The sequence below is a fragment of the Vicinamibacteria bacterium genome, assembly GCA_035570235.1.
Taxonomy (GTDB): Bacteria; Acidobacteriota; Vicinamibacteria; order Fen-336; family Fen-336; genus DATMML01.
This window is the reverse complement of the sequence record DATMML010000085.1, coordinates 98352-117331: the sequence shown is the minus strand read 5'-3', so window position 1 is coordinate 117331 and position 18980 is coordinate 98352. Positions and strand designations below refer to the sequence as shown.

Here is an 18980-nt window from a genome sequence, read left to right as displayed (position 1 = left end):
TCGATCCTCTGCCGATCCCCTGCGCGATGGTCTTATAAATCAATGTGTTGCGGACATGGAAGAACCGCTCTTCCTGAGGAATGGTAGACTTTTGGTCCGGTCGGTCTTGTGCCGCCGCCAGGCTTTCTCGTGCAGAATCGCATTCATTTCGCTCATTTCGAGTTGGACCGGCGCGCGGGCGAGCTGCGCAAGAAGGGCGTCAAAGTCCGGCTGCAAGAGCAGCCCTTCCGCGTCCTTGCCCTTCTCCTCGAAAAGCCCGGAGAGGTCGTCACGCGGGAAGAGCTGCGGAGCCGGCTGTGGCCTGCGGACACCTTCGTCGACTTCGACCACCGTCTCGCCGCCGCCGTGAGCAAGCTGCGGGATTCTCTCGGCGACGCGGCCGATCGACCGACCTTCGTCGAGACCGTGGGGCGCCGCGGCTACCGCTTCCTGCATCCCCTCCAGGAGAACGCGCCGCCGGCGCCCACACCGGAAGGAAGCCCGGACCGCACCCTGCTCGAGGGGCCCTCGCTCTCGACTGAACCGAGGCCCCCAAAATGGCGGCCCGCGCTCCGGCGCGGGGCGGAGGCTCTCCTCCTCGTCCTCGCGGTGCTCCTCCTAGGACGGGGGCGCCCGCCCGAAGCCGCCCTCCCCCACATCTCGTCGATTGCCGTGCTCCCCCTCGAGAACCTTTCTGACGATCCCGAGCAGGAGTACTTCGTCGACGGCATGACCGACGAGATCATCACGGATCTCGCGAAGCTCCCGGGGATCCGCGTGATCTCCCGCACCTCGGCGGTGCACTACAAGGGCACGCGCAAAACGATGCCTGAGATCGCTCGCGAGCTGAACGTCGACGCCGTCCTCGAGGGAACCGTTCTGCGCGTGGGCGATCGCGTGCGGATCCGGACCCAGCTCGTCTACGCCCCTGCCGACCGCCACATCTGGGCGCAGGCTTACGAGCGCGACCTAAAGGACGTCCTCACCCTCCAGGCGACCCTCGCCGAGGACATCGCGAGCCAGATCCGCTTAACGCTCACCTCCGCGCAGCGCGCGCGCCTCGCGCCGGCGCACTCGGTGGACCCCGAGGTCCACGAGCTCTATCTCAGGGGACGCCATTTTGCGAGCAAGCGCGATCGGGACGGCCTGGCAAGGGCCATCGACCTCTTCGGCAAGGCCGTGGTCAGGGATCCGACCTACGCCGCCGCTTACGCTGGCCTCGCCGATTCCTACGCCCTCTCGGCAGGCCTCAACCTGACCTCCGTGGACGAGGTTGTGCAAAAGGCCCGCGCCGCGGCAGAGAAGGCGCTGGAGATCGACGGCAACTTAGCCGAGGCCCACACTTCCCTCGGTCTCATCGCCCTCTTCAGCAACTGGGACTGGGCCAATGCGGAGCGGCACTACAAGCGCGCTCTCGAGCTCGATCCCAACTACGCGACGGCCCACCACTGGTATGCCGAGGGCTACCTCATGCCCGTCGGGAGGGCGGCGGAGGCGATCGCCGAGATCCGGAAGGCAAGGGAGCTCGATCCCCTCTCGCCCGTCGTCGCAACGGACCTCGGGAAGGAGCTCTACTTCGTCCACAGGTACGACGAGGCCTTGGCCGAGCTCCACCGGGCCCTCGAGCTCGACCCGAGCTTCGTTGCCGCCCACAACTGGATCTCGGACACGCTCCTCGAAAAGGGGATGTATCGCGAGGCGGCCGCCGAGCTAGAAAAGACGAAGCCGTTCAAAGAGGAGCGAGTCTACGTTAGGCAGACGGCGTACCTCTACGCCCGGGCGGGAAAGCGCCCGGAGGCCCGGGCCGCGGTGGCCCGGTCCCTCGAGCTCTCCCACGGGAAGCCCGTGAGCTCGGGCGCCGTGGCTCTCGCCTATGCCGCGATCGGGGACAGGGACGCGACCTTCGCGTGGCTGGAGCGGGCCTTTGCTGAGCGCTCATCCTTCATGACGTCGCTCAAGTATTGGTCGGTGTTTGACCCGCTCCGCGGCGACCCCCGCTTCGGCGATCTCATCCGCCGGGTGGGCCTGCCCAACTGAGGCCGGGCATCGCTCCAGAGCCTCCAGGCGAAGTCCTGGAGGACGACGCCGGGCCTTCTCTCGCCCCTACTGACTCCACTGAAACCGATGCCCACCCAGGAGCGTCGAACCCGCTGGATGGGGGCCGCCGTTGTAGACCCCGAAGACCCGTGGTTCGGTTTGAGCGCTCACGAAGGGCCCGAAGACAGCAAGTCGGCAGTCAGTCGATGGCCTAGTCTGGCTTGATGTGCTGGTTGAGCCGCAGCACACTCTCGAGGTCGTGATGTCCACGTCGTGGGCCAGGCTCGGCTTACCAGATTTGGGCTGGCCGTAAAGCGGAAGCTCGTGCGCCGATGGAGAGACCCGAGATCATCTGCTGGACATCCTAGAAGACTAGAATTACCACAGTCGGGCGAAGATGGAGTCCGGGCGGTGATCGAGAGTCGCGACGCTGATCTTCTTGACGCCCAGGAGCTAGCCCGTGTGTCCAAGAGCCTCTCCTGGCTCTTCCTAGTAGGGTTTCTCTTCGTGTCCAATGCTGCGCGAGGAGTCTACTCATCCCACGGACTCAAGCCCTCCGAGAGATTCGAAGTTCTTTGCGCCTTGGGTCTGCTCACCTTCACCTGGTACTGGCTCACGCAGCAGTGCCGTCCCTACGGCGCCTCCTTTCCACTCGACATCGCGCTTTTCGCTTCCGCACTCTGGTTTCTGCTCCTGCCATATTATCTTTGGCGCTACGAGCGGTGGCGTGGCCTCTTCAAAGTGGCAGTCGTCGCGAGTGCGTATGTCCTATCGCATGCCTTCAGTATCGGAGTTCACTACATACTGAGGTAAACGGGCGCTGACAGGGTCGGGCGTAACAACGCTAAAGTAGCGCCTTGAGTGGTTGATGCTGCGGTCCTGGACGGCTCGGGCTCCCCCCGGGGCGGGGGCGGTCCCCCTACCAGACCCGGCACGCGTTCGCGCGGACCTCGGCCTGGCCCTTGTGGCACGCAAACGCCTCGGCGAACTCGGGCATGTTCGCGACCGAGTTGTTCACCCGGAGTTTCGGATAGGAATGGGGGTCCGTGAGGACGAGGAGCCTCACGAGCTCGGGCCGGTAGACCGAGCACCAGCCGAAGGCGTAGGACATGAAGAAGCGCTGCTGGGGCGTGAGGCCGTCCGACTCCTTCGCCTTGAGGGGGCGCCCCTTGCGAGCCAGGGAGGCCTCGAGGGCCATGTAGGCGATCCTCAGACCGCCGTTGTCCGCCGTGTCCTCGCCCAGGGTCATTCGGCCGTCCTGTTTCACCCCGGCCTCGGGGACCATCTGGCTATACTGCTCGGAGATGCAACTGTTCCGGCTCTCGTACTCCTTCGCATCCCCAGCGGTCCACCAGTCCCGGAGGTTGCCCTGTGCGTCGAACTTCCTCCCCTGATCGTCAAACCCGTGGATGATCTCGTGGCCGATCACGGCGCCGATCGCGCCGTAGTTGACCGAGTCGTCCTGTGCCGCGTCGAAGAGGGGAGGCTGGAGGATTCCGGCGGGAAAGTTGATGGTGTTGGTCGGGGAGTCCTCGTAGGCGTTCACCGTGGAGGCGGTCATGCCCCACTCGCTCCGGTCAACCTTCGTGCCAATTTTCCCGACCCAGCGCGCGAACTCGAAAGCGGTCGCCCGGGCCCGGTTCCCGAAGTGGCTCTCCCGTCCGACCACGAGAGTCGCGATGTCCCGGTCGCGGTCGGGATACCCGATCTTCTCGAGGGTCGCCGAGAGCTTGGAGTGGGCCTGCTTTCTCGTCTCCGGGGACATCCAGGAGAGGGAGTCGATGTCCTCGGAGAGGGCCGCGTCCAGGTCGTGGACGAGGGCGAGCACGCGCTCCTTGCTCTCCTTGGGGAAGGCCCGGGTCACGTACGCCCGGCCCAGGGCCTCCCCGAGGTTGGCGTCCACGCTAGTTACGCAGCGCTTCCACCGGGGCTGCATCTCCCGGGTACCGGCGAGGGTTCGTCCGAAGAAGTCGAAGCGCTCTTCCACGAAGGCCCTCGGAAGGGCGGAGGCGGTTCCCGCGAGGAGCTGCCAGCGCAGGTACGCCTGCCAGTGGGCCAGGGGGTGGGTCCGGAGCGTCGTCTCGATGCCCTTGAAGAAACCGGGGGCCGTCACGTTGTAAACGGCCGCGGGAGGCGCCCCCACGGCCTTCAAATAGGCGTCGAAATCGAAGGAGGGGGCGAGGGAGAGGAGTTGGGCGTGGGAGAGCTTGTTGTTCTGGGTCCGGGGATCACGGCGGGTCACAGGGTCGGTGGCGGCCCTTGCAAGCTCGGTCTCCAGGGCGAGGACCGTCGCCGCGTCCTTGTCGGCCGCCTTGGGCTGCTCTCCCGAGAGGACCAGCATCTTCGCCACGTGGTTCAAGAACTTCTGCCGGATCGTCGCTGACTTCTCGTCCTGGTCGAGATAGTAGCTGCGGCCCGGGAGGGACATCCCGCCCTGGTCGAACTGGGCGATGTTGGAGGAGGCGTCGTCGAGGTCGGGCTGTCCCGAGAAGCCCAGGAGGGGGCTGTTCGTCTGGTTGTCCGCGGGGGTCCAGGCTCCCGGCATCACCTGGTGCACGTGTGCGAGGGCCGCGGCGAGGTCCGCGAGGGTCCGAATCGCGGCGACGCGGTGGAACTCGGGCTGAAGCGGCTCCAGCCCCCGCGCCTCGATCCCGGGTTCGTCCATGCAGGCCTCGTAGAAGTCCCCGAGCTTCCTCTCATCGGCGCTTCGGATCCCCTCGCCCCTCGCGAGGCGGGCGAGGTCTTGGCCGAGAAGTGTCTGGTTCCACGTGTCGAGTACGGAGGTAGTCCCCCAGACGGGCTGGTCCGCGGGTATCGGGTGAGCCTCGTGCCAACGGCCGCACGAGTAGGCGTAGAAGTCGTTGCAGGGATCCGCCGAGGGGTCGGCGATGTCCGGGCTGAAGCGCGAGAGGGGGGGGAGCTCCGGGGGCGGCCCCCCCCGCGCGGGGGTCGCCTGCTGGGCGAAGGCCCCGGCGGACGCCCCGAGGGCCACGGCGAGCATCGTCGGCAGGCGCATTCTCGTCCTCCTGACGGGGGGCCCCCTACGAGCCCTCCTCCGGCCTGGGGCGTGTCGACCGGAGGACGGTCTCGAGGGGGATCCTATAGAGGTTGCCGAGGCCGTTGAAGAGGCCGCGGGACATGGAAACGAAGCTCCGGTAGGTCATGGGCAGCACGAGGGGGGGATCGATTCTCTCGCTCGTGTAGAGGAGCCACCGGCCGTCCCCCGAGATGCGGGGACTATAGTCCCGGGCCGGGGTGTTGACGAGGGGGCCCAGGTTCCTGGGCGGGGTCCAGCGGTCCCCTAGGTGGTAGCTGATGTAGAGGTCCGAGCTGCCGAAGCTCTCTTCCCGGCCGAAGCTCCCGATGAGGAGGAAGGTCTCGTCGGAGGAGACGAGGGCCTCGAAGCTGTCGATCTGGGGTCCGTTGAAGTCCGGGCCCATGTCCTCCGCGGGCTGGTAGCGCCCCCCCTCGAGACGGGATCGGAAGATGTCGTAGTGGCGGGTCTTCCGGCTCGAGCAAAAGTACAGGTTGCCGTTCCTCGCGATCGAGCAGAAGACCTGATTGAACCCCTCATTCACGGGGCCGTCCAGGAGAACGGGCTCCGTCCATCCGCCCGTCCGTCGCTTGGCCGCCCAGATGTAGAAGTGGTGGCGGTCCACGCCAAGGACCGGGCGGTCCGACGCGAAGAAGAGAGTCTCGCCGTCGGGCGCGAGCACGGGGTCGGTGTCTTTGTAGACGCCGGAGAAGGGGAGGACGACGGGGGGAGTCCACTTCCCCCCCTGGAGCCTCGACTCGTAGAGGACGTACAGGTAGTGCGGCGGAGCCGACCTCTCGAAGTAGAGGGTCTTCCCATCCGCCGTGAGGTTACCGCCCAGCTCGTCGTCGGGCGTGGAGATGACGCCCTCCCCGATGAGTTCGGGCCCCCCGCCCTGGCCCGGGGAAGGGTCGGAAGGAGCGAGGGGACTCGCGGAGAGGAGGGCTAGCAGGAGCGGCCCGGCCAGAAACCTCCTCACCTCCCCTCCCCCTCCGGCAGGTCGAGGGCGGCCCTCGAGACGAAGAAGATGTTGCCGTGTCCGTTCAGCGTTGAGTGGAGCATCCTGTGGATCTCCCCGGCCTCAAGGGGGTGGGGCTCGGGGACGGTGAACGGGCTCCTCTCGCTCGTGAAGAAGAGGTACTTCCCGTCGGGGGTGAGGCACGGGGCGCCCTCGTCGGCTATCGAGTTGATGCCGTGCTCCAGGTGACGGGCCTTCGACCAGATGCCCCCCTCCCCCGTGCTCAGGTAGAGGTCGGCCCGAGCGTAGAGAACGCCACCACCCTTGAGGGTCTCCCTTCGGTCCTCATCACCGAGGTTCTTCCCCGAGGAGGCGAAGATCAGGATGGTTTCGTCGGGGGAGACGTAGGGATCGCGCTCGTTGAACTCCGAGTTGACCTCGGGGCCGAGTTTCTCGGCCTCCCCGAACGCCCCGGCGGCAAAGCGGGAACGGAAGAGGTGCGACTGCCCCCCCTCCCGGGTCGAGGCGAAGTACAGGGTCCCGTTCCCCGTCACGGACGACCCCCAGTTCCAGCTTCCCTCGGCGTTCACAGGTCGTGGGAGCGGCTCGGGCTCAGCCCAGCGATCGCCCATCCTCGAGACCCGGAAGATGCGCAGCGCGCGGCTTCCGCTCCCCGGTACCGGACGGGACGAGGAGAAGTAGAGGGTCTTACCGTCGGGCGCGAGCTGGGGGAGGAGATCGAGGTAGCGTCCCGAAAAGGGGAGGACTTCGGGCTCTGTCCAGCGCCTCCCTCGGAAGCGTGAGACGCACAGCAGGCCGAGCCGAGGGAACGTGGTCGACTGGATGACTTTGCTGAAGTAGAACTCGGTTCCGTCGGGGCTGAAGGTACCCCCGACTTCGTCATCCTCCGTCGAGACGATGCCTTCGGCGAAGAGGCGGGGCTCTAGAACGGGGCCCACGTCATAGGGCGCCCTCTGCACGGCGCTTACCGGGGCGAAAGCGAGAAAGGCAGGGATCGCGAGCGGCAACAGCCGGCCCTTCATGGCGAAGAGTGCTCCAAGATCCTGGACGCTCCCCCTTTGAGTCCTGGGATGCTACCGGCGGGCTCTGGCCCGGGTCCAGTGCCAGATTTGGCAAGGGGACCAGACCAGGGCAAGATCCCTTGCCATGGCCGTCGCGAGAGGCCGGGACCTGGCCGGGGCGGGCGCCTTCGTGCTCGTCACGCTGCAGGCGGGCCTCGGAACCCCGCTTTACCGACAGATCTATCTCGAGCTGCGGCGGGCCATTCTCGGCGGGAGGCTCCCGAGGGGGTGCCGCCTGCCGTCCACCCGGAGCCTCGCCCGGGACCAGCGCGTCTCCCGGGCGACGGTTGTGCTCGCCTACGAGCAACTCCAGGCCGAAGGCTACGTCGAGAGCGTTGGGCGGGGCGCGACCCGGGTGAGCTCCCTGCTCCCCGACCCCCTGACTCGGGCCGAGGCTCCCGAGAGGACTTCCCCCTCCCCTCCCGCCGGTGGCCCCTCCGCGCGGGCTGCCGCGATCGCGGAGCTGTCCCGGCGTTTCCCCGCGGTCCCCGACCGCCCTGGACCCTTCCGAACCGGAGTGCCTGCCCTCGACGTCTTTCCGGTCCACATCTGGGAGCGCCTGACTGCGCGCCGGCTCCGGCGCTCCTCCACCAGCTCCCTGGGCTACGCCGATCCCCGCGGCCTCCCCGCCCTCCGGGCCGCCATCGCCGCCTACTTGACGGCCGCCCGGGGAGCCCGCTGCACCCCTGACGAGGTCCTGGTGACGGCGGGGTCCCAGCAGGCGATCGACCTCGTGAGCCGTGTCCTTCTGGACCCGGGAGATCCCGTGTGGATGGAGGACCCAGGCTACCTCGGGGCAACGGGCGCCCTCGTCGCCTCGGGTGCCCGGATTGTTTCCGTGGGAGTGGATGGGGAGGGCCTCGACGTCGCAGCGGGGATCCGCCTAGAGCCGCGGGCGCGGCTCGCCTTCGTGACCCCCGCCCGGCAGCTGCCCCTCGGCATGACCATGAGTGCTCGGCGGCGCCTCGAGCTCCTGCGGTGGGCCGCGGCCAACCGCGCCTGGATCCTGGAGGACGACTACGACAGCGAGTTCAGGTACACGACGCGGCCCCTCTCCTGCCTCCAGGGTCTCGATCCCCAAGGGAGCGTCATCTTGACCGGCACCTTCAGCAAGGTCATGTTCCCGGCGATGCGGATCGGCTACCTCGTGGTGCCGCCCCACCTTGTCGACGCCTTCTCGGCCGCGCGCCGCCTCCTCGACTTCTGCCCGCCCCACCTGACCCAGGGGACCATGGCGGACTTCATGAACGAGGGGCATTTCGAGCGGCACATACGGAGGATGCGGGCGATCTACGAATCGCGCCGCACGCTGCTCGTCCACCTCCTCCGCCGCGATCTTCAGGGACTCCTCGAGGTCGAGGCGCCCGATGCCGGCATGAACCTCATCGCGTGGCTGCCCGGAGACATGGACGACCTGTCCGTTGCCCGTGCCCTTGCGGGGGAGGGAATCGACGTCACGCCCCTGTCGAGCTTCGCGCTGAAGCGCCGCCTCCGCCCCGGCATCCTCCTGGGTTTCAGCGGAATGAGGGAACCCGAGCTGCGGCGGGGCGTCGTGCGCCTCCGCGCGGCACTCGAGTCGTTCCGCCGGTCGGACTGAGCATCGCGGGGAGCCGCGGCCTCGGCCCCGGTTGCCACGGCGTCAGGAGTTTTCTCTGGACTCCCCGGAGGTGATGTCTCGACGCAATCAACGCCCGCTATGCGGGGGTTTTCAAGCGGCTCGCTGGGTAGTGTGGCGGAGCCGCTTTTCTTTACCTCGACGAGGCCCTACATCCAAGCCGGTTGCTTGGGGGCAGCCTGGATCCTGCTCAACCCAGCGCTAAAGGCACCGAAGGGGCCGGGTGAGTGGCCGGGCTCAGGGCGGTCATCTCTCGAGAACAGCCCGAGCTCGAGGCACGGTTGCTGGTGCGCGCGGACCCCCAGTAGAACACGCGCACACCTCGGCGTGGGCTCCCATTTACGCCACACTGTCCCTATTCGGCCAGCACCTTGTGAACGAGCTGAACGCAGACCGAGCCCTCGCCCACCGCTGCCGCCACGCGCTTGACGCTGTTCGCCCGCACGTCTCCGACGACGAAGACGCCCGGGATGCTCGTCTCGAAGAGCAGCGGAGGGCGGGCCAAGGCCCAACCGGCGGCGCGGAGCTCAGAGGGAAGGAGATCTGGACCCGCCTTCACGAAGCCTTTCTCGTCGAGGACCACGCAGTGGCGGAGCCATTCAGAATTCGGGTCCGCTCCGGTCATGAAGAAGAGGTGGCCTACATCGACCGTCGTGCGCGCCCCGTCTCCCTCGCGCCAGGTGACGCGCTCGAGGCTAGACTCGCCGTCGAGGGCTTCGATCTGAGTGCGCGTTCGGAGCGCGATCCGCGACGTCTCCTCGATCCGTCGGATGAGGTAGCGCGACATGCTCTCCGCGAGCCGGGGACCTCTCACGAGCATGTGCACTCGCCGTCCGTGACCCGACAGGAACACGGCGGCCTGGCCGGCGGAGTTTCCGCCGCCCACGACAATCAAGTCCTCCCCGCGGCAATAACTCGCCTCGATCGCAGTCGCGCTGTAGTAGACGCCGAGTCCCTCGAAGCGCCTGAGGTTCGGAAGGTCCGGCTTCCGGTACTGGACGCCGGTGGCGATGATGACGGTGCGCGCGTGCACGCTGACGCCGGCCCCGGCGTCGATGCGGTACGGGCGGCGCTCGCATCCCAGTCGGACCGCCGTGCGGGCCACCACGATCTCCGCACCGAACTTCTCCGCCTGCACGAGGGCGCGCCCGGCCAGATGCTGACCCGAGATTCCGGTGGGAAAGCCCAGATAGTTCTCGATCCGAGAGCTCGATCCGGCCTGCCCGCCGGGGGCGTTCGCCTCCAGCACAAGAACGTCGAGTCCCTCGGAGGCCGCATAGACTGCGGCCGCGAGTCCAGCCGGGCCGGCGCCGATCACCACCAGGTCGCGCACCACTTCCTCGCTGACCCGGTTCAGGCCCAGGCACTCCCCGGCCTCTTCGATCGTCGGCTTCTTCAGGACGCGTTCGCCACGACAGATGAAGACGGGGATGTCGCCCACGCCCACTCCGAAACTGTCAAGCGTCTTTTGAACACCGGAGTCCTGATCCACGTCGAGATAGGCGTACGGTTGGTTGTTGCGCGTGAGGAATTCCTGCAGCGCCAGTGTGCCCGCCGAATGGCGCGAGCCGATTAGGACGACGTTCCCCTCCCCCCGCGATATCAGCGCGAGCCGGCGAAGGATGAACGCACGCAGGAAGATCTCCATCAGGTCCGAGTCCGTCTGGACGAGCGCACGCAGCCGTTCGGAAGGCAGCTGAAGGACGCGGGTCGTTCCCCGTGCCCGCCCGGTCACGACGACAGGACGGCCTGACAAGAGGTCGACATCGCCGGTGAACGCGCCGGGTAGATGCACCGTAATGATTTGGTCCGTGCCCGACAGGATCTCGACCGCGCCCTCGACGACAACGAAAAGCGGATTGTTCCGGTCGCCCTGTCGCCAGAGATACTCGCCATCCGCTAGGCTCCGTTCAGGAGCGGACTCGGCGATGCGGGCGATCTGGTCGGGCCTGAGCTTCGGGAAGATGTGGTCAGGGTTTGCCTCCGATCCGCTGTCTCGCACTGAGTCCCTCAATACTCGACCGCGTTGTCGTAGGGATGGCAGGAGAGCCACTGCTCGCCGGGCTCCGCGGAGCAGATTGCGGCGTGTTCTGAGCTCCTCATATGCCGGCTCGCGTGCCGGTTCAGAGACGCGTCGCCGCAGCGAGTGCCCCCGCAGGTCTGACTAGTGCGCAGATGCACCCACTCCGCCGCGTTCTGTACGTAATCCTCGCATTCGCGCCGCTTCGCGTGCGTTTCGGTCGCGAGCCCTCGGATGTGGACGCAGGCTCCGTCGAGATCCATAGGCCTCCGTTTCACGACTGTTCAGCGCGGTTGTTCACCAGCGCATCCACCCAGCGGGCTATTCGAAGCTCCTTACGAGGAGCGCCCTGCCCTTACCCGTCATATTCTCCGGGCTGCAAGACTTTCCCCCGAGGGTGTAGCACCAGCAGGCATCCATAGCATCGCCCGTTCCGCCGCTTGGGACAACTGAGTTGGCTGCCGGACCGGAGTCGGGGTTGCCGCAGCCGTCGCCCACGTCGAGAGCGCTCTGCAGAGCGACCCGTGAATCCGTCATCCTCTATGTAGAGGGCGGAGAGAATGGCACGGCCCAGAGCTCAAACCGACCCTAATGAGCCATCTTTCCCTCCCAGTTGGTCACGATCCGGGCGGCCACCGACATCAGAAAGTGCCATCGAACCCGGGCCCTAAAGGAGCTGGAGCCGCCTAGTCCAGCCGTACTAGCTGTGCGCGGATACGCTCGTAGTCCTCGGGCAGATCGATGGGTTCGATCCGGCGCATCTGCATCGCTGACAGCGCAATCTAGTCACTCCTGACGCACCTCCTCGCGGTTCCATTGAATCAGCGGATCGATCGTTGCACAATTGCTTCGAACTGTTCACATGGCGTTACGCCAATAGGATCTGCTTTGATGCCAACCCCCTCTATTCTGGTAGCAACGTGGGACAACGGGCTATTCAGCGTCACTGGGGAAATGGTCCATCAAGAACTCGCCAATCAATCGGTTCGCAGTCTGGTGGCCGATGGACGTGGAAGAGTGCTCGCAATTGTTGGCGGGCATTCGCTCTGTCGACGATCCCCTGATGGCGAATGGACTGCGATAGGAACAAGCCCATTCGAGCTTTCATGCTGCGTACCAATTGGAAACGTTGTCTTTGTTGGAACCAACGACGCACATATCCTGCGCGTTGATCCTGACGGCGCGCAGCAGTGCTTGACGGGTTTTGACGCCGTAGCGGGCCGCGACAGGTGGTATGCAGGAGCGGCGATCATCGACGGCAAGCTGATGGGGCCGCCGCTTGGAATTCGGTCAATCGCGGCGACATGCGATGGTGCAGTGCTACTGGCTAACGTCCACGTTGGCGGAGTTCCGCGATCAACCGACGCCGGCTTAACTTGGCGGCCCACTATCGATATCGATAGTGATGTTCATCAGGTATGTGCACATCCAACCCGACCCGACATCGTGATAGCGGCGGCGGCGGCGGGTCTTTGCATTAGTCGCGATGCTGGAGCGACATGGACCATCGAGCAGCAAGGACTTCACGCACATTATTGCTCTGCCGTTGCTTTTGGGAGAAACGACATTTTCGTTGCAGCATCCACCGACCATTTTGCGACCCAAGGCGCACTTTATCGACGCCCGATCGACAGCAACGGTCCGCTACAGCCTTTGGGCGGAGGCATGCCGAAGTGGATCGACGGCATCGCCGATACCAACTGCATCGCGACCCGAGATTCAATGGCTGCGGTGATCGATCGATCGGGATGCCTTTACGTGTCGCATGACGATGGTGCTACCTGGTCTTGTCCATTTGATCGTCTAACTGTTCCAAGCGGGCTTCACATCTGCTGACCTCGTCTCGTCACCGCAAGCAGTTTAATGGGTCCTGATCCGAGCGGGTCCGTCATCCGGTTCGTCGCCCGCGTGCTCGAGGGCGAGAACATGACGGCCCCGGGGCCCTGAGGTCGGGATCTCTCGCAAGACCGGCGATCTGACACTTGATGCTACAAAACGTGTGGCGTGCAGGCGTTCAGCGATCGCAGCCGCCGGCCCTATCGCCAGGCGAATCGGCTTGGGGGCGAGCACGGGACCTTACGGCCAGCCCTCCGGAGACCTGATATATGCGGGTTGCCACGCTTTCTGATAGAAACGTGCTCTGAGGACTATTCCCCGTTACGACATCAGAATCTCAGACACCAGAGGGAGCCTTCGATGGCAACACGATCGCTTGGGAGAGAGCTCACCAACCGAGAGTTCTTCATTCAGAGGTGGGAGCAGGAATACCCTGCCTTCGTGAGGGTGTTCAAAGCGCTGCCGGCGGGCGCACTCGACTACCGGCCCCACCCACGGTCCCGTTCAGCGAGGGAATTGGTGGCCCTGCTAGTGTCGGCCCAACAAAGCTGCATTGCACTCTGCAAGAACCGAAAAAGCATGTACAGCGGATTGAGCTGGCAGCAACCCGGCAGTTTCGGGAGTCGCGACGATATGATCGCACTCTACGAGGGTGATCATGACAGTCTCGCAAACCAATTGCACACGCTGGACGACAGCGGTTGGAACCATCAGGCGCTGCTGCTTCAGGGTACGGAAGAGATCCTCTTGAAGGACACCGTCGGAGGGCTGTTGTGGATTGCGCTGTTTGATACGGTTCACCATCGCGGCCAATTGAGCACCTACATTCGCCCGATGGGCGGCAGAGTCCCGAGCATCTATGGACCTTCGGGTGACGATGCCGGTGATCCGCACTAACGGAGTAGCAGGAGCCAACTTCAACGAGCCAGCCGGAGACAGACTAGAGCTTGCAGTTGCGGCCTGCGTCGCGTTCGCGGTCAAAGCATAAGAACGGCGATAGTCAAGACGCTTCCCGACGACGGCGTTGAAATTAACTACGCCGGAGTAGTCCCCTTCCTTGGCTGCGTGAGCGCGTGAAGGCTAGGAGTCCGTCTCGTGCACCCTGGCGTGGCAGTCACACCGCGGCCTCGAGCGAAGGCCATGAGAGCGTCGCAAAACAGCAAGCCCCAAGAAGCGCTCCCTCCTGGGACCCCATTAAGTCATTGACTAGTAAGTGGTAGCGGGGGCAGGATTTGCCGCGCTTAGCGTAACGGCACCGGCGTGGCCTGCAGGCGGCGCCAGAAGACGTACGAGAGGCCCCAGAGCACGCCGGTGGCCGCCGCCCAACTCCAGGCCTCCGGGCCATCGCCCACCGACAAGTGGGCGACCAGCGCCGAGGCTAGATTGATGGCGAAGCCGGCGTAGGCCCACTCCTTGAGCCGCGCCGGCACCGGCGCCAGCAGCAGCGCGACGCCGAGGAGCTTGGCCCACGAGAGCTCCACCCGGAAGTAGTCGGGGAAGCCGAGGTGGGTGAACATCTGCGCCACCTGCGGCAGACGCAGTTGCGCGTAGGCGGTGAAGCCCATCTGCAGGCAGAAGAGCGCGGTGAGGATCCAGTAGCCGACGACTATTCCTTTGGAGCGGATGCTCGGGTCCGCGGGCGAGAGGGCCGGTCCCGGTGCGGCGAGCGTCTGCCCGGTGGCTGGCTTGTTCATGACGCGCCTCCTTATGGGCGCCGCGAACCCGTCTTGATCGAACCGGCTTGTTCGCGTCGCAGAGATGACGGAACGACCAGAAGAAATGTGACGACCGACAACGGTTCAGGCCTCGATGGCCGACAGATCGAGCCGACTGAGCCGGTCTGGATCCGCCACGATGTCCATCTCAACGACCTTGCCGTCAGCAGTCGTGAAGCCGATCACGGAAAGCAGGCGCCCGTCCGGGAGTCGCGACACGACGCCAATGTTGCCATTCACCAGAACCACCAGGTTGGACAACCCGAGTTTCGAGAACGTCACGGCCTGTGCGGCGACCGCCTGAGCCCCGCGCACGAAGCGCGACATGCCCTTGATCGCTCCACCATCAGCCCGCAGCACGATCGCCGGATCCAGCACGGCGACCAGCGCTTCGAAGTCGCCGTTTTGGGCGGCGGCGAGAAACGCCTCGACGACGCGGCGCTGCTTCCGCAGATCCGTGTCTGACGTCGGCGTCTGGCTCTTGACCCGTCGGCGCGCGCGGCTCGCGAGCTGGCGCGTTGCGACGACCGAGCGGTCCACGATGGGCGCGATCTCGTCGAAGGTCATCCCAAACACATCGTGGAGCACGAACGCCAGTCGTTCTGCCGGCTCCAGCTTCTCGAGGACCACGAGCAGCGCGAGACCAACAGAGTCGGCAAGCACTGCGTCGGACTCCGGATCCTTGTCGGCGCGAGTGATCACCGGATCGGGTACGTGCGTGTCCAAGGGATCCTCCCGGCGCGATGTTCGCGTCCGCAACATGTCCAGGCACACACGCGCGACGACTGTCGTTAGCCAAGCCCGCAGGTTGTCGACACCGCTGACATCCGTGCGGCTCAATCGGATCCAGGCTTCCTGGGCGGCGTCCTCCGCCTCGCTGACCGATCCCAGCATGCGATACGCGACCGCCCGCACGTGCGGTCGGTGCTCTTCGAATTGCTCGGCGAGCCGCTCAGGTGTGGGCATCGGTCACATTCCTCCGTCGCGGTCCGTCATTATACTGACGGACGAGACGTGCCTGATGTGACAGGTCCGGAACACAAGGAGCAGTGAGATGAAAATCAAACTGACCAGCATATACGTGGACGACCAGGACAAGGCTCTGCGCTTCTATACGGAGGTACTGGGCTTTGCCAAGAAGGCCGACTTCAGTCAGGGCCTGTATCGCTGGCTGACCGTGGCTTCACCCGAGGAACCGGACGGCACTCAGTTGCAGTTGGCGCTGAATAACAACCCCACAGCCAAAGCGTATCAGCAGGCGATGTTCCAACAGAGCCAGCCCGCGGCGATGTTTTACACCGACGACGTCAAAGGCGACTATGAGCGGATCAAGGCCCGTGGCGCCGCGTTCACCATGCCGCCCACCGACGTGACTGCCTCGACCATTGCGATGGTGAACGACACCTGCGGCAACCTCATTCAGCTCACCCAGCTCGCTCGCTATTAGGGGCGGCGAGGGCGGATCAGGTTGAGTGCAAGCGCTCTGCGAAGTCGTCTTGAGCGAGGGTTCGCACCGGTCCCGTCTGACATCCGGGAGGTGAAGGATGTCGGACACGCGGGAGCGGCTCCGAGTCTACCCAATGAGCGCCGCCAGCGACCTCGCGTCTAGATCTTACGTTTGTAACACTAGTCATGTCCTGTCCATTGACCAACAGCCCAGACTGGGCTTGCCAGTCCGAGCCTTACCCGTGCTTACACCGACACGTTTAGGGGGCCCTTTCGAGCCCCCGATTACATTCCTTAACTTTAGTAAGTGGTAGGGGGGCAGGATTTGAACCTGCGACCTTTGGGTTATGAGGGCGATCATGGTCCTCAACCCATCCGCCTTACCCAAGGCCATCCAAGAGACATCAACAGATTGGGAGCGTAGCGTCCGACACGCTCGGGTCGCTTTGGCTTGGTTTCCCGCACAGAACCCGCACAGCGCCTCGCCACTAACTGGCCCTGTGCCGAGTCCCCGCCAAGATGGCCCCGAGCTCCCAAGAGGCCGGGTCACGGCTTCCGTTCATATCTCCGAGGATGAATATGTTCGGGCGGCGCTCCGTTCGTAGCGGTGATGCAGACCGCCTACCTCAGGGAACGGCACGATCTCGCCTGCGCTGGGGCGGCTGGACCGGTCGTGGGTCCGGCGCGTCCTTGGCGAGCGAGAGGTGCGTGCGGACGACCTCACGTTGCTCAGCCTCGTCTGCGACACCGCGGGATTTGCACGTCTTCACCCACGCCGAAGTCGCCGGCGTGGGTTTTGGCGAAGCACAGGGGTACCGCGCCCCGCTTGCCGTCTCTCGGACTTGACCGCACGGTTAAACTATCCAGCGCGTGTCGGCGTGCCTGGGCGAGCCGTCGGACGGCGAGCCCGAGGAGTCTCCGATGTACGGATTCCAGCCTAGCGACGACCAAAGGACGCTGATCGACGCCGTACACCGCTTCGCCGTCAGGGAGCTGCGGCCTCATCTGCGGGTGGCGGACGAAGCCGGCGCGCTGCCGGAATCGACCACGCGTTCCGGGTGGGAGCTCGGGTTGCTCCCAGCCAGCCTGCCCGAGGAATTCGGCGGCTTCGGGGAGCGCTCAGTGGTGACGGGCGCGCTCGTCGCGGAGGAGCTGGGCTGGGGTGGCTTGGCGGGAGCTCTGGCCCTTATGGCACCGAACCTCGTGGCCCTGCCGATCCTACTCCAGGGAAGCGTGCAGCAGAAGCAGGAGCTGCTGCCCAGCTTTGCGGCGGATGTCTACCAACCCGGCTCGGCCGCGCTGATGGAGCCGCGTTACGACTTCGATGCCGGTGCGCTCGAGACGCGCGCCGTGCGTCGGGATGGAAACTACGTCCTCACCGGCTCCAAGTGCAACGTCCCCTACGCTGCGGAGTCGAGCTGGCTGGTCGTCTATGCCGCTCTCGACGGGAAGACGCAGGCCTTCCTGGTCAAGCCGGGCGCACCGGGCCTAGTGATCGGCGAGCGTGAGAGGAACATGGGCGTGAAGGCACTCCCGCTCTACGCGGTCGAGCTGCGAGACTGCGTCGTGCCGGCGAGTCAAAGGCTGGGGGGTGAAGACGGCGCCGACGTCTCCGCGCTGATCGACGCCTCGCGCCTGGCCTGGGCCGCGCTGGCCGTCGGCGTGGGACGAGCCGCCTACGACTATGCCCTCGACTACGCCAAGAACCGCAAGGCCTTCGGCGAGGCCATCGGCCAGCGCCAGGCCATCGCCTTCATGCTGGCGGAGATGGCCACCGAGATCGAAGCCGCACGACTTCTGGTCTGGGAAGCGGCGTGGCTGCTGGACCAGGGGAGGGAGGCCAGGCGCGAGGCCTACCTGGCTCGCAACCTGGCCGACGACATGGCCCTGATGGTCGCGGACCGCGCGGTCCAGATCCTCGGCGGCCACGGCTACATCCGCGACTACCCGGTCGAGCTGTGGCTGCGCGACGCGCGCGCGTTCGCGGTCCTTGAAGGGCTGGCCATCATATGAACCCGGAGTCATCGCCATGATCTCGTTCGAGCGGCCGCGCGAGATGGACGAGCGTCTGGAATTCGTGCGTCAGGTGGCCAGCGGCCTGATGCGAGACAAGGCCCGCTACTACGACGAGCACGAGCACGAGATCCCCTGGGAGTTCGTGAACCTCATGTGGGAGAGGCAGCTCAAGACGGGCGAGAGCTTCCGCGCGGGCGCGCCCGTGCCGAGCGACCGGGCCAGCGTGGTCGCCCAGACGCTCGCCCACGTCATCGAGATGCAATCCTGGGGCGACGCCGGGATCTACCTGTGCGGCCCCGGGGCCGGCCTGGGGGGAGCGGCGGTCGAGGCGACGGGCACTCCCGAGCAGAAGGCGCGCTTCCTAGCTCGTTATCGGGAAGGCAAACCGAAATGGGCCAGCATGGCCATGACCGAGCCCCACTGCGGGTCGGACACCGCGGCCATCCGCACCACCGCCGTGCGCGACGGCGACTGCTGGGTCCTGAACGGCGAGAAGATCTTCGTGACCAGCGGACACAAGTCAGTGGTCGATTCCGACGGCTTCATGGTGGTCTGGGCCACGGTGGATCGCTCCGCCGGCCGCGCCGGGATCAAGCCCTTCATCGTGGAGGCGGGGACGCCCGGGCTCACGATCAGCAAGCTCGAGCACAAGCTCGGAATCCGGGCCAGCGATACCGCCGCCGCGGTCCTCGACAACTGCCGCATCCCTTTCGGCAACCTGCTGGGGAGCCCCGAAGTGGTGGACCCCACCAAGGGCTTCAAGGGCGCCATGGCCACCTTCGACGCCACCCGGCCGAACGTGGCCGCCAGCGCCCTCGGGATCGCCCGCGCCACGCTGGAGCTCCTCAAGGAGAAGCTGGCCGAGCGAGGCGTCAGGGTTCGTTACGGCACGCCGCGCCACCTCCTCACCGCCCTCGAGCGCGATATCGTGGACATGGAGGCCCAGCTCCGGGCAGGCTGGCTGCTGACGGTGAAGGCGGCCTGGCTGATGGACCAGCGTCAACCGAACACCGTCGAAGCCTCGATGTGTAAAGTCAAGGCGGGCGACGTGGTCACGCGAACCACCCAGAAGGGCGTGGAGCTCATGGGGCCGCTGGGCTATTCGCGCCGCCTGCTCTTCGAGAAGTGGATGCGCGACGCCAAGATCAACGACCTGTTCGAGGGCACGGGCCAGATCAACCGCCTCATCATCGCCCGTCGCATCCTCGGCTACAGCAGCAAGGAGCTGAAGTAGAGGTGCAC

General features: G+C 65.6%; 13 protein-coding genes. 7 read left to right on the top strand and 6 right to left on the bottom strand.

All coding sequences use genetic code 11. The features are described from left to right. Nucleotides 1-129: 129 nt before the first annotated feature. Nucleotides 130-2016 carry a winged helix-turn-helix domain-containing protein gene (locus VN461_15740; GenBank protein HXB56231.1) on the top strand — a complete coding sequence of 629 codons (1887 nt, stop codon included), beginning with the start codon at nt 130-132 and terminating at the stop codon, nt 2014-2016. 919 nt (nt 2017-2935) lie between these two features. Here VN461_15740 and VN461_15735 read toward each other — a convergent pair. The 3 genes from VN461_15735 to VN461_15725 are packed head-to-tail and all read right to left on the bottom strand — an operon-like array spanning nt 2936 to nt 7051. Beyond that, entirely contained in the window at nt 2936-5032 is a 2097-nt protein-coding gene (locus VN461_15735) for a M13 family metallopeptidase (GenBank protein HXB56230.1), read from the bottom strand. Nucleotides 5033-5057: 25 nt separating this feature from the next. After that, entirely contained in the window at nt 5058-6029 is a 972-nt protein-coding gene (locus VN461_15730; protein ID HXB56229.1) for a hypothetical protein, read from the bottom strand. Beyond that, on the bottom strand, nt 6026-7051 hold the full coding sequence (locus tag VN461_15725) for a hypothetical protein (GenBank protein ID HXB56228.1): 1026 nt from the start codon (nt 7049-7051) through the stop codon (nt 6026-6028). Before VN461_15725 ends, VN461_15730 begins: the two co-directional genes overlap by 4 nt. A gap of 124 nt (nt 7052-7175) precedes the next feature. Here VN461_15725 and VN461_15720 point away from each other — a divergent pair, with 124 nt between their 5' ends. After that, nucleotides 7176-8687: a PLP-dependent aminotransferase family protein gene (locus VN461_15720; GenBank protein ID HXB56227.1), complete on the top strand. Its 1512-nt coding sequence runs from the start codon at nt 7176-7178 to the stop codon at nt 8685-8687. 373 nt (nt 8688-9060) lie between these two features. Here VN461_15720 and VN461_15715 read toward each other — a convergent pair whose 3' ends face one another. Beyond that, entirely contained in the window at nt 9061-10707 is a 1647-nt protein-coding gene (locus VN461_15715) for an FAD-dependent oxidoreductase (protein HXB56226.1), read from the bottom strand. Between the two features lie 909 nt (nt 10708-11616). On the opposite strand from VN461_15715, the gene VN461_15710 reads away from it, so the two are divergent. Together VN461_15710 and VN461_15705 are read left to right on the top strand one after the other, a co-directional pair. Then, complete coding sequence (locus tag VN461_15710; protein ID HXB56225.1) at nt 11617-12561, top strand: hypothetical protein; 945 nt, start codon at nt 11617-11619, stop codon at nt 12559-12561. A 360-nt stretch (nt 12562-12921) separates the two neighbouring features. Continuing rightward, on the top strand, nt 12922-13458 hold the full coding sequence (locus VN461_15705; protein HXB56224.1) for a DinB family protein: 537 nt from the start codon (nt 12922-12924) through the stop codon (nt 13456-13458). Between the two features lie 344 nt (nt 13459-13802). Here VN461_15705 and VN461_15700 read toward each other — a convergent pair whose 3' ends face one another. Then, nucleotides 13803-14255: a DoxX family protein gene (locus VN461_15700; GenBank protein HXB56223.1), complete on the bottom strand. Its 453-nt coding sequence runs from the start codon at nt 14253-14255 to the stop codon at nt 13803-13805. Nucleotides 14256-14360: 105 nt separating this feature from the next. Then, nucleotides 14361-15242, bottom strand: coding sequence for an RNA polymerase sigma factor SigJ (gene sigJ / locus VN461_15695; GenBank protein ID HXB56222.1), 882 nt, complete (start codon nt 15240-15242; stop codon nt 14361-14363). A gap of 88 nt (nt 15243-15330) precedes the next feature. On the opposite strand from sigJ, the gene VN461_15690 reads away from it, so the two are divergent. The 3 genes from VN461_15690 to VN461_15680 all read left to right on the top strand — a co-directional run bounded on the left by VN461_15690 (nt 15331) and on the right by VN461_15680 (nt 18972). Beyond that, nucleotides 15331-15723 carry a VOC family protein gene (locus tag VN461_15690; protein ID HXB56221.1) on the top strand — a complete coding sequence of 131 codons (393 nt, stop codon included), beginning with the start codon at nt 15331-15333 and terminating at the stop codon, nt 15721-15723. A 920-nt stretch (nt 15724-16643) separates the two neighbouring features. Then, the gene (locus tag VN461_15685; GenBank protein ID HXB56220.1) at nt 16644-17735 is read left to right on the top strand and encodes an acyl-CoA dehydrogenase family protein; all 1092 of its coding nucleotides are present in this window, start codon (nt 16644-16646) and stop codon (nt 17733-17735) included. A gap of 16 nt (nt 17736-17751) precedes the next feature. After that, complete coding sequence (locus VN461_15680) at nt 17752-18972, top strand: acyl-CoA dehydrogenase family protein (protein HXB56219.1); 1221 nt, start codon at nt 17752-17754, stop codon at nt 18970-18972. Nucleotides 18973-18980: the final 8 nt, after the last annotated feature.

Excerpts from the sequence above, each read along its gene's own strand:
- VN461_15685 (HXB56220.1), top strand. The coding sequence starts at position 16,644 with ATGTACGGATTCCAGCCTAGCGACGACCAAAGGACGCTGATCGACGCC.
- VN461_15680 (HXB56219.1), top strand. The coding sequence starts at position 17,752 with ATGATCTCGTTCGAGCGGCCGCGCGAGATGGACGAGCGTCTGGAATTC.
- VN461_15720 (HXB56227.1), top strand. The coding sequence starts at position 7,176 with ATGGCCGTCGCGAGAGGCCGGGACCTGGCCGGGGCGGGCGCCTTCGTG.
- VN461_15700 (HXB56223.1), bottom strand. The coding sequence starts at position 14,255 with ATGAACAAGCCAGCCACCGGGCAGACGCTCGCCGCACCGGGACCGGCC.
- VN461_15705 (HXB56224.1), top strand. The coding sequence starts at position 12,922 with ATGGCAACACGATCGCTTGGGAGAGAGCTCACCAACCGAGAGTTCTTC.
- VN461_15735 (HXB56230.1), bottom strand. The coding sequence starts at position 5,032 with ATGCGCCTGCCGACGATGCTCGCCGTGGCCCTCGGGGCGTCCGCCGGG.
- VN461_15725 (HXB56228.1), bottom strand. The coding sequence starts at position 7,051 with ATGAAGGGCCGGCTGTTGCCGCTCGCGATCCCTGCCTTTCTCGCTTTC.
- VN461_15710 (HXB56225.1), top strand. The coding sequence starts at position 11,617 with ATGCCAACCCCCTCTATTCTGGTAGCAACGTGGGACAACGGGCTATTC.
- sigJ (HXB56222.1), bottom strand. The coding sequence starts at position 15,242 with ATGCCCACACCTGAGCGGCTCGCCGAGCAATTCGAAGAGCACCGACCG.
- VN461_15690 (HXB56221.1), top strand. The coding sequence starts at position 15,331 with ATGAAAATCAAACTGACCAGCATATACGTGGACGACCAGGACAAGGCT.